Annotated in this window: 12 protein-coding genes; 3 read left to right on the top strand and 9 right to left on the bottom strand. The window is 71.3% G+C overall.

From position 1 onward, the window contains the following. On the top strand, positions 1 to 246 hold a 246-nt coding region (locus tag JWP64_RS02115; protein WP_297491638.1), incomplete at its 5' end, for a helix-turn-helix domain-containing protein. 138 nt (positions 247 to 384) lie between these two features. On the opposite strand, the gene JWP64_RS02110 is transcribed toward JWP64_RS02115, so the two are convergent. The 9 genes from JWP64_RS02110 to JWP64_RS02070 form a co-directional block, all read right to left on the bottom strand. Beyond that, positions 385 to 1,569 (bottom strand): acyl-CoA dehydrogenase family protein, encoded by a 1,185-nt coding sequence (locus JWP64_RS02110; protein ID WP_297491637.1) that lies wholly within the window; start codon positions 1,567 to 1,569, stop codon positions 385 to 387. Positions 1,570 to 1,872: 303 nt separating this feature from the next. Beyond that, the gene (locus JWP64_RS02105) at positions 1,873 to 2,946 is read right to left on the bottom strand and encodes a hypothetical protein (protein WP_297491634.1); all 1,074 of its coding nucleotides are present in this window, start codon (positions 2,944 to 2,946) and stop codon (positions 1,873 to 1,875) included. A gap of 45 nt (positions 2,947 to 2,991) precedes the next feature. Then, a complete protein-coding gene (locus JWP64_RS02100) occupies positions 2,992 to 4,431 on the bottom strand; it encodes an APC family permease (protein WP_297491632.1) in 1,440 nt (479 codons plus the stop codon). 41 nt (positions 4,432 to 4,472) lie between these two features. Beyond that, positions 4,473 to 5,225 carry an ATP-binding cassette domain-containing protein gene (locus JWP64_RS02095; RefSeq protein WP_297491630.1) on the bottom strand — a complete coding sequence of 251 codons (753 nt, stop codon included), beginning with the start codon at positions 5,223 to 5,225 and terminating at the stop codon, positions 4,473 to 4,475. A 40-nt stretch (positions 5,226 to 5,265) separates the two neighbouring features. Beyond that, a complete protein-coding gene (locus JWP64_RS02090; RefSeq protein ID WP_297491629.1) occupies positions 5,266 to 6,456 on the bottom strand; it encodes an alanine racemase in 1,191 nt (396 codons plus the stop codon). Positions 6,457 to 6,475: 19 nt separating this feature from the next. After that, on the bottom strand, positions 6,476 to 7,465 hold the full coding sequence (locus JWP64_RS02085) for an ABC transporter permease (RefSeq protein WP_297491627.1): 990 nt from the start codon (positions 7,463 to 7,465) through the stop codon (positions 6,476 to 6,478). Positions 7,466 to 7,505: 40 nt separating this feature from the next. Beyond that, positions 7,506 to 8,651, bottom strand: coding sequence for a substrate-binding domain-containing protein (locus JWP64_RS02080; RefSeq protein WP_297491625.1), 1,146 nt, complete (start codon positions 8,649 to 8,651; stop codon positions 7,506 to 7,508). 58 nt (positions 8,652 to 8,709) lie between these two features. Then, on the bottom strand, positions 8,710 to 9,735 hold the full coding sequence (locus JWP64_RS02075; RefSeq protein WP_297491624.1) for an SIS domain-containing protein: 1,026 nt from the start codon (positions 9,733 to 9,735) through the stop codon (positions 8,710 to 8,712). Beyond that, entirely contained in the window at positions 9,732 to 10,709 is a 978-nt protein-coding gene (locus JWP64_RS02070) for an ROK family protein (RefSeq protein WP_297491622.1), read from the bottom strand. Before JWP64_RS02070 ends, JWP64_RS02075 begins: the two co-directional genes overlap by 4 nt. A gap of 79 nt (positions 10,710 to 10,788) precedes the next feature. Here JWP64_RS02070 and JWP64_RS02065 point away from each other — a divergent pair, with 79 nt between their 5' ends. Continuing rightward, a complete protein-coding gene (locus JWP64_RS02065) occupies positions 10,789 to 12,021 on the top strand; it encodes an ROK family protein (protein ID WP_297491619.1) in 1,233 nt (410 codons plus the stop codon). Between the two features lie 180 nt (positions 12,022 to 12,201). Further along, positions 12,202 to 12,981 (top strand): alpha/beta fold hydrolase, encoded by a 780-nt coding sequence (locus JWP64_RS02060; RefSeq protein WP_366889237.1) that lies wholly within the window; start codon positions 12,202 to 12,204, stop codon positions 12,979 to 12,981. The last annotated feature ends 108 nt before the right edge of the window (positions 12,982 to 13,089 follow it).

Here is a 13,089-nt window from a genome sequence, read left to right as displayed (position 1 = left end):
CGCTCACTGCTGGTGCCCCTGGACGGGCAGCCGGGTGACCTCCTGCGGACCCTGTCGGCCTACCTCGACGCCGAGTCGTCGCTGGCGGAGACGGCCGCGGTCCTGGGCGTGCACCGCAACACGGTCGCCGCGCGGATGACGCGCATCCAGGAACTGTTGCATGTGAATCTCACCGAGCCGGACGAGCGTCTGGCCCTGCATCTGGCGTGCAGGACCACGCTGACCGCGAACCACAAGAACCACTAGCAGCGACCGGCATCGGCTTAGCCGAGAAGAGCATCGGGCCCGGCCGCGGGCGCCGTCCCGCCTCGGCTCGACCTGGACGACCTCGCGGCCACGGCCGCCGGCCGTTTCGTCACGGCTCGTCGCTACCCGCCCCGGCCGCTAGAAGGCGAAGAACGGCCATTCCGGCGTGAGCCCGAGCATGAGCTGACCGACGGATTGGTACCGACTTGCCGAGCTGAAGGCGTGCTGGGTGACGGTGTGAACGTTGCGGAAGTGGGCGGCGAACGGCTGAGAGTTGCGGATCGCCGAGGATCCCGCCACCTCGTGGACCAGCCGCACCGCGGTCGCGGCGGCCTGGACGGCGTGGCAGGACGCGAGCTGGAGGTCGCGGCGCTGGTCGGCGGTGAGGATGCGCCCGGTCTCGCAGGTCGCGTAGGCCGCGGCGAGCGTCTCCCGCAGGTAGGCCCACGCCGCGGCCCGGTGCCCTTCGGCCTGGGCGATCTGCGACTGGGCGGCCGGGCGCTCCCGTAGCGGGATGCCGGTGTAGGCCGGGGTCTTCACCCTCGCCAGCTGCACGACGTCTTCGATGGCGGCCCGGGCGATCCCCAGGGCGATCGAGGCCAGGCCCGACGTGGCCTCCCAGAAGACCATCCGGTAGAGCGGACCCTGGAACGCCGATCCCGGCGGGTGGTCGGCGAACGGTGCGAAGACCGGGGCTCGGTTCTCGGGGACGAACAGGTCGGTGACCTCGACGTCGTGGCTGCCGGTCCCGCGCATGCCCAGCGTGTCCCAGTTGTCGATGATCCCCGCGTCCTCGCGCGGGAGGAAGGCGAGCAGGGAGACGGGAACGCCGTCCGCCGTGCGCTTCGGTTCGCCGTCCTCGATCACGACGGCGGCGAGGATCAACCAGGTGGCGGCGTGGCAGCCGCTGACGAACGGGACGCGCCCGCTGACGCGGTACCCGCCCTCGGCCAGGACGGCAGACGCGGGCGGGAAGAGGGCCGCGGCCAGCGTCGGCTCGCCCGCGAACACCTCGCGGGCGCCGTCGTCGGACAGCCACATCCCGAACACCGACGGCGTCACCGACATGTAGAGGTTCCACCCGGCGGCGGCATCGATGCGGGCGATCTTCTCGAAGAGGTCGACGCCGCTCACCGGGTCGATCTCGAGGCCGCCGAGGGCCTTCGGGGTCCACATCCGGTAGAGCCCGACCTCGCGCATCGCGTTCACCGAGGCGTCCGGGAGCCGGCAGATCTGCTCGGCGACCGGTCCGTTCTCCCGCAGGACGGGCTCGATCTTCTCGACGCCCTGGTGCAGGGTCTCGACCTCCGTGGCGGTGTCCATGAGCGGCAGCTCCCCGCGATCTCGGTGCGGCCCGGGGCGGTGGCTCCTCTCGCGCCGAGCGCGAGCGGCGAACGCGCTGCAGCGGACACGAGCCGGTCAGCCGGGATGAGACGTGCCAGGGTCCAGCGCCTCGCATCGCCCGTCAACGCGCTCTGCGTAGATGTGCGTATCGGTGTTCTGCCGATAGAAGCGAACCGGGGTCGCGGACCTCACCGCCGTCTTCGGGGCTGTCGTGAGGACCGGCGCGAGACCCGGCGCGGGGTGGACCTCGGTCGGTGGCACCCCGGATCGTGCAGTGCGCCGTCAAGGTCGTGCGGTGGTCTCCAGCAGCCGGGCCGGGTTGTCCAGCAGCATCTTCTCGATCTGCTTCTCGGTGACCCCGTGCTCGAGCAGCAGGGTGCTGAACGATGCACCCAGGTAGCTGTAGCCCCACTGGCCGTGGGTGGTGGGGTTCATCCAGACCTCGGCGCCGGTGAGGTCCTGCGCGAGCAGGATCTGGTCCTCGAATCCCTCGGCGACCAGGGCGGCGAGTCGCGTCGCGCGCGTGACGTCGGACCGGTGGTAGGCCTGCTTCATGGTGTCGCCGTCCGGCCGGTCGTGCGGCTCCGGCTCGAGGACGAAGTCCCAGTTCTGCTTGCCGACGGTGTCGAAGGCGATGTGCACGCCGGTGCGGGCCACCTGCCGGACGTAGTCCAGGTCGGCGTGGGTGTCCATGTGGCCGATCACGACATGGTCGAGGTCCGCGCCCTCCTGGCGAAGGATCTCCAGCTGTTCCAACGCCATCGTCCCGTGCGTCGTGTGTGTCGTCAGGCCCAGGCCGGTCTCTCGTTGGGCCCGAGCCGCGGCCCGCAGGCATTTCTCCTCGTGCGCGGTGATCCGGTTCAGGCTGGTGGCCTGTTCCCCGAAGACGCCGGCCCGCACCCCGCTCGTGCCGATGCCCTGCGCAGCGTCGGCGACGAAGCGCTCGGTCATCTGCCGCAGGTCGGCTTCGACCGTCCAACGAGGGCTGTACGCCTCCAGGTACACGGAGGTACCGGCCACGACGTGCACACCGGACTCGCGCGAGATGCGCTGCAGCAGGCCGGCATTCGCGCCGACCGCGTCGCGCCCGACCACGCCGTACGGGCTGAGGTCGACGACCGTTCCGATGCCCAGTGCGGCGAGCCCGCAAAGCGCCGTCACCGCGTGCCGTACCTGGTCGTCGGCGTACCGCGCCTCGTTCGGGTCCGGCTTCAGTCCGGTGACCGGCACTCGCGCGTCCGGCCGGCCACCGGAGAGCCACGGTCCCGGGACCAGCGACAGCAGGTGCTCGTGATGCATGATCCGGCCGAGCTCCTCGGTCGGGACCGGACCGAGCACGGTCTGCACGACGCTCATGTGGTGGTGTCTCCTCGGTGGTGGCCCGGTGGCGGAAGCGCGGGGTCAGGCGGCGGGGGTGGCGCCCTCGGGTCGGGCCGAGGCGGGTGCGGCGGAGTCCTCGAACGCCTTCCCCATGGCTCCGATCAGCGCGGGACGGCGGCGGTGCAGGTACCCCAGGTACACAGCGCCGACCACCATCCACCCGACGAGCAACCAGATCGCCAGGTTGTTCGGGTAGGCCGGCGCCGGGTTCAGCTGGCCGTAGACGGGGAGCAGCATGATCAGGGCGGTGAGCACGGGCAGGACGCCGTGGCGCATCACGGAGAACTCGGCCCGGTGACGACGCCAGTAGAAGCGGATCACGCCGATGCTGATGACGATGTAGATGAACACCATGCCGAGGCCGAGCACGGTCCCCGCGAAGGCGTACACGCCGTACGGGCCGTACTTCAGCCCGACCAGCAACGCGAACAGCACCGAGAACGCCATGTAGGCACCGAGCGCGACGGCCGGCGTGTTCCGGGAGCCGGTGCGGCCGAGCGCGCGCGGCAGGATCCCCTCCCGGCCCATGGCGAAGATCACGCGCACGATGGCGTTCGAACCCGAGATCACGTTCGCGAACTGGCTCGCCATCACGGTCAACGTGAGCACGGCCGTGCCGCCCCAGAACTTCTGCGCGAGAGCGGTCCACGGGCTCGGGTCCGCCGCGAACTGCGTTCCGTTCGCGAAACCGCTGGACGAGGCGAACGCGGTGTAGACGTAGAACAGCCCGATGACGATGACCGCGCTGAACAACGCCAGCGGCACGGTGCGCCGGGCGTTCTTCGCCTCCTCGCCCAGGGTGGCCACCGACTCGAAGCCGATGAACATCAGCACGCCCCAGAGCATCCCGGTGCCGAGGCCGGAGATGCCGTGGAGCGAGTGCACGGGGTTGAAGGCCGCCAGGGTGACGCCGTCGGCACCACCCTTGCCGAGGATCGTCGATGCCAGTCCGAGCACGACCCCCAGCTCGATGACCAGGAAGATCAACGCCGCCTTCGCCGAGTGCGAGACGCCGGAGGCGTTGATCGCCCACACGATCGCGACGAACACGAGCGTGATGACCTGCCACGCGACGTGCCAGCCGAACTGCGCCACGAGGAAGTCCGAGCCGAAGGCGCCGATGGCCGAGAACAACATCGGACCGACCATGCCGTAGGAGATCAGCAGCAACCAGCCGGACAGGAAGCCGCCGCTGGGCCCGAACCCGTGGGTGTTGTAGGTGTAGGCGAAGCCCGCGGTCGGCAGCTTGCGGGCGAAGCCCGCGATCGTGTTGGCCACCAGCAGGCAGGCGACCAGCGCGAGCAGCAGCGCGAACGGAAGTGCCTGGCCCGCTCCACCGGCCGCCGGGGCCGTGTTGAAGGCGACGCTGGTCGCCGGCCCCATGAACGCCATGCACATGACCACCGACGTGCCCACCGAGAGCGTGTCCCGCTTGAGCGACGAGGTCGCGGAACCGGCCATCGTGTCCTCCTACCGTCCTGGTGCTGCGGGCCGTCGGTGGTTCAGGCGTCCGCGGTCTGCAGACCGGTGATCATCGAGACGATCACGTTCTTGTCCGTGCTCGCGGTGGTCCGCGTGCCGATCTGGACGCCGCGGCGCAGCACCGTGACCCGATCCGACAACCGCATCACCTGGTCGAGGTTGTGGCTGACCAACAGGACGGCGAGGTTGCGCTCCCGCAGGCGCAGGATCAGCTCCTCGACCTTCGCGGTCTCGGCGACACCGAGCGCGGCCGTCGGCTCGTCCATCAGGACGAGGTTCTTCGCCCAGTGCGTGGCGCGGCTGATCGCCACGCCCTGGCGCTGGCCGCCGGACAGGTCGCGGATGGTCGAACGCGCGGAGGGGATGCGCACGTCGAGCTCGTCGACCAGCGCCTGCGTCTCGCGCGCCATGCGCTTCTTGTCCAGCCGGCGGAACGGGCCGGTGACCAGCTCGCGGCCCAGGAACATGTTCATGAAAACCGGCTGGTGATCGGCGATCGCGAGGTCCTGGTGCACGACCTCGACACCGAGGCGGCGGGCCACGCTGGGGTCGGACAGCTTCACCGGTTCGCCGTCGAGCGCGACCTCTCCCGACGTCGGCTGGTGGATGCCGGACACGATCTTGATCAGCGTGGACTTGCCCGCTCCGTTGTCGCCGACCAGCGCCACGACCTCGCCACGTCGTACGGTCAGGCTGAACTCGTCGATCGCCACCACGCCGCCGAACTCCTTGCGTATGCGGGTGAGCGCGAGAGCGGGAACGGTGTCGGTCATCGGGCTGTCCTTCCGGACGAGGTGGGCGGAGCCGCGGGGCTCAGGCGGGCCACGACGTCTTCGAGCCGTCGGCGGAGTAGATGCCGGCCACGCGGGGCCGGCCCGAAGCGATGCCGGCGATGCCGGCGGTGTAGGCGCGGGTGACGAAGGCCTGCGCCCGGAAACCGAACACCACGCTGTCCCCGACCGAGACGGTCGGAGCGTCGGCGAGGTCGAGCTGGCCGTAGTAGTCGATCGCGGTCGGCGGCGGCAGCGTGGCCGGCAGCAGGGCCGTCGCGCCCGGCTCCCGCCCGACCACCGCCCGGACCTGGTAGGGCGGGAACACCGGGTCGACGTACATGCCGCCGCCGAAGCAGTACGCCCGGCCGTCGTGCAGGTGGCTCACCTCGCTGACGTAGCACGCCGCCGGCAGCTCCGGCAGGTCCTGGACCGCGTGCCAGGGTGTGGTGCCGGTCAGGGCGTGCCCCGGCTCGACCTGGGTGACGCCTGCCCCGGCCAGCGCGACGAGCGCAGCCGAGGACGTGGTGCCGGGCCCGTTGATCTGCACCCCCGTCCGGCCGGAGTCGGTCAGCCGCTTCGCGGCCGTCTCCAGGGTGGCGAGGTTGCGGGTGGCCCGGACCGCACGCGTCTGCGGGTCGAACAGCAGCGCGGGGAACGTGGTGATGCCGGCGAAGCGTGCCGAGTCGAGGGCGTCGAGTCCGTCGGCGAGGGCGAGCACGTCGTCGGCGTCGAACCCGCCCTCGTGGCCGGAGTAGAACTCGTCACCCGACGCCTTGATCCGGGCCAGCAGCGGCTGCTCCCGGCCGGATGCCGCCGACGCCTCGGCGGCCTCACGCGCCTTCTCCTCGTTGAACACCGTCCAGTTCGCAGGCCGCATGTCCGCGGCGGCGCGTGCCTCGGCACGGGGCACCTGCACCAGGTGGCCGATGTGCCCCAGCTGCATACCCGCCCGGACGGTGGCGCGCGCGCACTCCGTGTCGACGGCCACGCTCGCCGCGATCCCGCCGGCCATGATCGCGCGGCAGTAGTCGGGATTGCGGCCCATCTGCTTGGTCATGGCCAAGGGCGTGAGGCCGAGCCGAGCCGCCTCGGCGGAGATGGCCGCGGCGTTCGCGGTCACCGCGTCGAGGTCGATGGCGAACGTGTTGGCCGGGAGCTCACCGCTCTGGTGCGCCGCGATCGCGGCGTCGACGAGAGCCGGGTTCCGGCGCCTCAGGAGGTCGAGAAACATGCGTCTGTTCCGTTCCAGGTCAGGACTTGTCTTCACGCAACGTGAGAGCCACGGCGACGAGGATGATCAGACCGCGCGCGACCTGCTGCTCCGAGTCGGAGAGTCCGGCCAGGATCAGCCCGTTGTTGAGCATCCCCAGGATCAGCGAGCCGATCAACGCTCCGACGACCGTGCCTCGACCACCGAACAACCGCGTCCCGCCGATCACCACCGCGGCGATGACGGTGAGCAGGTCGGAGCTGCCCAGGGTGTAGGTCGCCCCGTGCAGGCGCCCGGTGTACAGGAGTCCGGCCACCGCGGCGGACAACCCGCTGACCGCCAGCACGCCGATCTTGATCCGGTCGACCTTGATGCCGCTCACCCGGGCGGCCCGGACGTTGTCTCCGGCGGCGAGCACGTGCGCGCCGAGCCGGGTGTGGCGGTAGACGAAGTGACCGAGCAGCACGAACACCGCCGACCAGAGGATCAGCGTCGAGATCCCGGCCAGGCTGCCCGAGCCGAACAGCCCGTTGAAGGCCACATCGGTGGACGGGACCGCCTGTAGCCGGGTGATGCGCTGGCTCAGCCCGGCGCACAGGCCCATCATCCCGAGCGTCACCAGGAACGACGGCAGCCGCAGCTTGGTCACCAGCAGCCCGTTCACCACACCGACGACCAGACCCGTGGCCAGACCGGCAACGATGCCGGCCACCAGCCCGTGGTCGCGCAGCTGCACCGCAGCCATGATCGCCGACAGCGCGACCACCGCCCCGATGGACAGGTCGATCTCCCCGAGGCTCAGCACGAACACCGTGCCCACCGCCATGACGGTGATGGGCGCGGTCTGCAACAGGATGTTGATCAGGTTCTGCCGGGTCAGGAACCCGTCGTCGTGCAACACGATGCTCATGACGACCGCGATGAGCACGAAGCCGACGTAGACGATGTAGCTGCTGGGTTCGGCGCGACGCAGACGGGCGAGCGGCCCGGACGACGGGGCGATCGTCCTCGCGCTGGTCGTGGTGGTCACGGTGTCCTCTCTGCTGAGCAACCCGGGCGGGGCCTGCGGCCTACTTCAGGACCTGGCGGACCGCGGTGGGGACGTCGGAGTGCAGCGACTGCTGGTAGCCCTCGACGATGTTGTCCTTGGTGATCGTGAGCGCTCCGGCCACGGCGAACGCCGGAGCCTGCTTGCCCAGCAGCGAGTAGGCGGCCGCGTCGGCCATCCCCTTGCCGAGATTCCAGGCCTCGTCCGCGATGACGGCGACGGTGGACCCGCCGGTGGCCATGTCGACCATGATCGGGTCGTCCAGGTCGAGGGTCACCACCTTCGCCGTGGTGTTGCCGACCGTCCGCAGGGCCGAGAGCACGCCCTCGGCCGGCTGCGCCCAACTGGCATAGATGCCGGCGAGATCGGGGTGCTGGGTCAACATGGCGCTCGCGATGCCCGTCGCGTTGTTCGGGTCCGAGAATCCCTGCTCCGCCACGATCTTGATGTCCGGGAACTCCTTCATCAGGGTCGTCCGGAACGCCGCGTCGCGCTGGTTGGTGACGTAGTACTGGGCGTCGTAGTAGAGGATGCCGACCTCACCCTTGCCGCCGACGGCGGTGCCGAGCGCCTCGGCAGCCCGCTTGCCCATGGCGTAGAGGTCGTCGGTGACGATCGACGAGTACTGCTTGCCGTAGGCATAGCCCGCCGGCACGTTGGACATGAACACCAACCGCGTGCCGGCGTCCACCGCGGGCTGGAACGCCGCCGCTGACGAAGTGGGGTCGACCGGCAGGCCGAGGATGACGTCGGGCTTCTTCGTCATGGCGGTCTGCACCTGGTTGGCCTGGGTGCCGGCATCCATGTTCGCGTTGGCGGTGGCGACGACGTCGATACCGAGACGGGCGAACTCGGCCTCGGCCCCGTTCTGCACCGCGGTGACCAGCTGCGAGGACGTGTGCCACAGCTGGGCGGCGGTGTAGTGGCCGGTCTTGAGCTTCGCGAGGTCGTCCTCGCTGAACGTCAGGTCGGTGAGCGGCGTCGGGGTCTCCCCGTTCGGGCCGGTGGTACCGGTGAGCATCTTGTCGATGACCGAGCTGCCTGCCGGGGCGGAGGCGACGCCGTTCGACGAGGAGCTGCCGCCGGAGCCGGCGCCGGTGCTGCAGGCCGTGAGCGCGAGTCCGAGGCCTACCGCGGCCACCGCGCAACGCACGAGTGTCGACTTCATGATCGTCCTTCCGTTCGTCGGTGGGGTCGGCGGGCCGGGCCTGCCGGGACGTCGCGGTTCAGCGGGTGAGGGTGACCTTGTTCAGCCCGGCGGGCTGGTCGGGGTCGATGCCGCGTCGACGGCAGACAGCGAGAGCGAGCTGTTGCCCGCGGACGACGGCGAGAAGACAGTCGCTCGCGCCGTCGGCGGCCGGCCACGGGACGTCGTCGCCCGCGGCCGACCCGGCCAGCACGCTCGGCGCTCCCCGCTGGTCCAGCTCGGACCGCAGCCGGCGGGTGTCGCTGTCGGCGGGACCGGTGCCGCCCATCAGCAGCGCCGGGGCGTCCGGTCCGCAGACCGCGATCGGCCCGTGCCGGAAGTCTGCGGTCGAGAAGCCCTGCGCCATGGCCCCGGTGGTCTCCTGCAGCTTGAGGGCGGTCTCCAGGGCCGCCGGGTAGCACAGCCCGCGCGCCACGACGGCCAACCGCCGGTGCGGGGCGAGCCGTTCCGCCGCCTCCTCCACCGCGGCGGCGTCGCCGAGTACGCCCGCCACCCGGGCCGGCAACTCGGCCAGGTGCGGGACGAGCGGTGTGCCACCGAGGCCGGCGGTCACGGCGAGCGTGGCCAGCATCTGGGCGGTGACCGTCTTGGTGGCGGGAACCGCGACCTCACGCCCGGCCCGCAGGCCCACGGTCAGCCGGGCCACCCCTGCCAGGTCGGAGTGCTCGTCGTTGGTGATCGCCACCACGGTGGCGCCCACGGCACTGAACCGGTTGGCCAGGTCAACGATCTCCGGCGTGCGCCCGGACTGCGACAGCGCCACCACGACCCACCCGGCGAAGCCTTGCGGGGTGCGGTCGTAGGCGGTCATCACGCTGGGCGCGACCAGGCAGGTCGGCAGCCCCGAGGACAACTCCACGGCGTAGCGACCGAGCAGTGCCGCGTTGTCCGAGGACCCGCGGGCCAGGAAGGCCACGCCGGCCACCGGCCCGGAGACCAGGGCCGCGACCTGTCCTGCGATGTCGTCGAATCGGCCCGCCAGAGCGGCCAGCACGGCGGGTTGTTCGGCCATCTCCGCCGCCATCCGGATCCCGAGCTCGCTCATCGGGTGGCCCCTTCCGTACACAGGTCGAGCAACGGCCCGCCGTCCGGCGGACCGAGCGTGTCGAGCGCCAGGGCGATCGCCCCGTGCAGCGAGGCATCCCGGTCGAAGTCCCCCACGACCACTTCGGGAGGGAACGGGACGCCGGTGCGCAGGTACGCGTCGAGTACCGGCAGGACGACGTCGGCCGACGCGGTGAACCCTCCGCCGATGACGACCCGATCGGGATCGGCGAAGACCGCGAGGTTCACCAGAGCCGTGCCGAGCGCGCCCAGGGCCTGGTGGACGAGGTGGGCGGACACCGGATCGGCGCGCCCGAACAGCTGCGCCGTGCTCAGCGACTCACCCAGGACGTTCGCAGCCCGCTCGGCGAGCGCGTTGCCCCCCACGGCGGACTCCAGGTGTGGGTACCCGGTCACGGCCCAGGCCCCGAGCGCGCCGGACGGCCGGACGTAGCCGATCTCGCCCGCCGCGTGGTGGGCGCCCTCCGCGACGCGGCCGTCCACGACCAGAGCCGCGGCGATCCCGGTGCCGAGATTGACGTAGAGGCCGGAACGGCACCCCCGGAGCGCGCCGAGACGGACCTCGGCCAACGCGCCTGCCCGCACGTCGTTCGTGACGACGACGGTGGCGACGCCGGTCGCCGATCGCAGCTGCGCGGCGAGGTCGGTCTCCTCCCACCCCGGCAGGTTCGGCGCGAGCAGGATGCGGTCCGGCTGCACCACCCCCGGGCAGACGGCGCCGAGCGCAACGATCCGGCGGTCGGCGCCGTGGCGTCGGTGCAGCGCGACGACCATGCCGGCCACTCGCTCCAGGGCAGGCCCGGGACCTTCCTGTGCGCGGGTCTTCAGGCGGGCCCGGCCGAGAATCTCGCCGTCCGGTGCGGCCAGGGCGACCTCGATCTTGGTGCCACCGATGTCGATCCCCATGACGGCCGCGCCGTCCGACGACTCGACGCGAACCCGTTCCCCGCACATAGTTGGGAGTCTTTAATAAAGATTGCTTACGCGTCAAGGGGCTCCCCGCCACTTTTTCAACAGTCCTTAGGATGGGTGGATGGCACGGTCCTCGAGCGAGTTCGAGCAGGACGGGCCCGTCGCCCCGCTGACGGCCGGGGCGGCACCGTCGCTGCTGCGGGAGATGAACCAGCGACTCCTCCTCGACCGGTTGTTCACCGCCGGCCCGGCCACCCGGCCCCAGTTGGCGCGCGCCGCCGGCCTGTCCCAGCCCACGGTGATCGCTGCCCTCGACGACCTGGAGCGGGCCGGGCTCGTCACGGCCGGCGCCGGTGGAGGTCGGCAGCTCGGGCGCCCTGCCAAGCTGTACTCGGCCAACCCGGCCGCCGGCAGTGTCGCCGGCATCGACATCGGCCGTGGCTGGCTGCACCTGCGTGTGGCCGATCTGCTCGGCGACACCCTTTCCCAGCTGTCCGTGCGCAACACCGCGAAGAGCGCCGCCGCGTTGGTCGAGCTCACCGCCCGGTCACTCGAGGAGGCGACCGAGAGGGCCGGTCTCGCGGCGGGATCGGTCACCCACACCGCCATCGGGTCGCCCGGTGTCCTCGACCCGCGCCGCGGCGGTGTGCGCTACGCGGCGAACCTGCCCGGCTGGCACCAGGCCGGTCTCGCGCAGGCGCTGGCGGACCGCATCGGCCCGGCCATGTCCGTCGACAACGACGCGAACCTCGCCGCGCTGGCGGAGTTGAGCTACGGCGCCGCGCGCGGGCTGAGGGACTTCGCGTATCTGACGATCGGCAGCGGCGTCGGCGTGGGTCTCGTGCTCAACGGCCGGGTCTATCGCGGCTTCACGGGCGCGGCGGGCGAGGTCGGGTACCTGCCGATAGGAGAGCGGCCGTCCACCGCCCGGGCCGGGCGGGCCGCGCGGGGCATGCTGGAGGAGGCCGTTGCCGCCGACGCCGTGGTCCGGTACGCCGAGCAGGCCGGACTCACCGGTTGCCTCACCGCCGAGCGGGTGTTCGAGCTCGCCCACCACGGGGATCCGAGGGCCCTCGAGGCGGTCGCGGAGGAAGGCCGGCAGCTGGCGCTCGCCGTAGCCGGAATCGCCGCCCTTCTCGACCCGGAGCTGATCGTGCTCGGTGGCCGCGTGGGCCAGAACTTCGATCTGCTCGAGCCCGCGATCACTGCGGCTCTGCCCGAGGTCACCCCGATGCGCCCGACCCTGGTCGGCGGTGAACTCGGCGAGGAGGCGGTCGTGCGGGGTGCGATCGCCCGAGGCACGATCCTCGCGCGGGAGACCGTCTTCGCCGAACGCGGCGCGGCGTCCGGCTGAACCGCCTGATTGCAGCAGGTTGAGCCGAGCTGCGGTTCTTCGCCCGGGGCAGATCGGCAGAAGCTCGGACGACGCCGACGCCTCCTGCGAGCGGATTACAGCGGGCTGTCAACCTGGCCTTGACCTCGGACGAACCTCGCCTCCCGGGTTCGACGTCGGGGGGCGGCAAGTCCACCTGGAGTGCAACGGCCGCTCGCCCCCGGCCGGCCGACGGTGTTGTTGATCTCCGGCTACCACGACGCCGGGGACGCCTGGGACATCAGTGAACTGATCACCCCGCCGGCGATCGGCCCGCCGGTGCCCCAGGCCCTGGCCACCGGCCACCGGGTGTGCACCTTCGACCGCCCCGGCACGGTGCGCTACACCCTCGGCAGCGCCGTCCTGACCGACCGCAGCACCCCGGTCGCGCAGCCGCGCACCGCCGCCAACGTGGTCGCCGAGCTGCATGCGCTGCTGGCCGCGGGCGATGTGCCCGGCCCGTACGTGCTGACCGCGCACTCGCTCGGCGGGTTGTTCGCCCACCTCTACGCCCGGACCTACCCCGACGAGGTGCGCGGCATCGTGTTCGTCGACGCCATCAGCGCCACCCTCTCGGAAGTGTTCGGCGCGAAATGGCCGCCCTACCGGGAGGTCCTGCAGGCGGCGCCGCCGGGCACGCCGCTCGACCGTCCCGAGGCCGAGAAAATCGATGCAGCGTCGCGCAGGTCGATGCCGCCGCTCCGCTGCGCCCGATGCCGGTCGTTGTGCTCACCAAGACCGAGCCGTTCCAGACCGCCCTGCCACCGCCGCCGGGGGCGTCCCGGGAGGAGATCAACCGGCTGTACGAGTCAGCCGAAACCGCCCTGGTACGGCTACAGCCGAACACCCCGCAGATTGTCGCCACCGGCAGTGACCACCACGTCCAGTGGCACGAGCCCGACCTGGTCACCGATGCAACCCGACTCGTCATCCACCGCGTAGCCCGATAGGAGCAGGAACACGCCGCTGCCTTGATCCCCCACTGGCACCCCGTTTGATCCCACGAGGCCGGTCCATGACGGCTTCAGAGACGTCTGCGCTGGTCAAGCC

Source organism: Pseudonocardia sp. (genome assembly GCF_025465255.1).
Taxonomy (GTDB): Bacteria; Actinomycetota; Actinomycetes; order Mycobacteriales; family Pseudonocardiaceae; genus Pseudonocardia.
This window is presented reverse-complemented; position numbering and strand designations above follow the sequence as displayed.

Coding starts and splice junctions, on each gene's coding strand:
- JWP64_RS02095 (WP_297491630.1), bottom strand. CDS start 5,225: ATGACCGACACCGTTCCCGCTCTCGCGCTCACCCGCATACGCAAGGAG.
- JWP64_RS02105 (WP_297491634.1), bottom strand. CDS start 2,946: ATGAGCGTCGTGCAGACCGTGCTCGGTCCGGTCCCGACCGAGGAGCTC.
- JWP64_RS02080 (WP_297491625.1), bottom strand. CDS start 8,651: ATGAAGTCGACACTCGTGCGTTGCGCGGTGGCCGCGGTAGGCCTCGGA.
- JWP64_RS02100 (WP_297491632.1), bottom strand. CDS start 4,431: ATGGCCGGTTCCGCGACCTCGTCGCTCAAGCGGGACACGCTCTCGGTG.
- JWP64_RS02065 (WP_297491619.1), top strand. CDS start 10,789: ATGGCACGGTCCTCGAGCGAGTTCGAGCAGGACGGGCCCGTCGCCCCG.
- JWP64_RS02090 (WP_297491629.1), bottom strand. CDS start 6,456: ATGTTTCTCGACCTCCTGAGGCGCCGGAACCCGGCTCTCGTCGACGCC.
- JWP64_RS02075 (WP_297491624.1), bottom strand. CDS start 9,735: ATGAGCGAGCTCGGGATCCGGATGGCGGCGGAGATGGCCGAACAACCC.
- JWP64_RS02110 (WP_297491637.1), bottom strand. CDS start 1,569: ATGGACACCGCCACGGAGGTCGAGACCCTGCACCAGGGCGTCGAGAAG.
- JWP64_RS02070 (WP_297491622.1), bottom strand. CDS start 10,709: ATGTGCGGGGAACGGGTTCGCGTCGAGTCGTCGGACGGCGCGGCCGTC.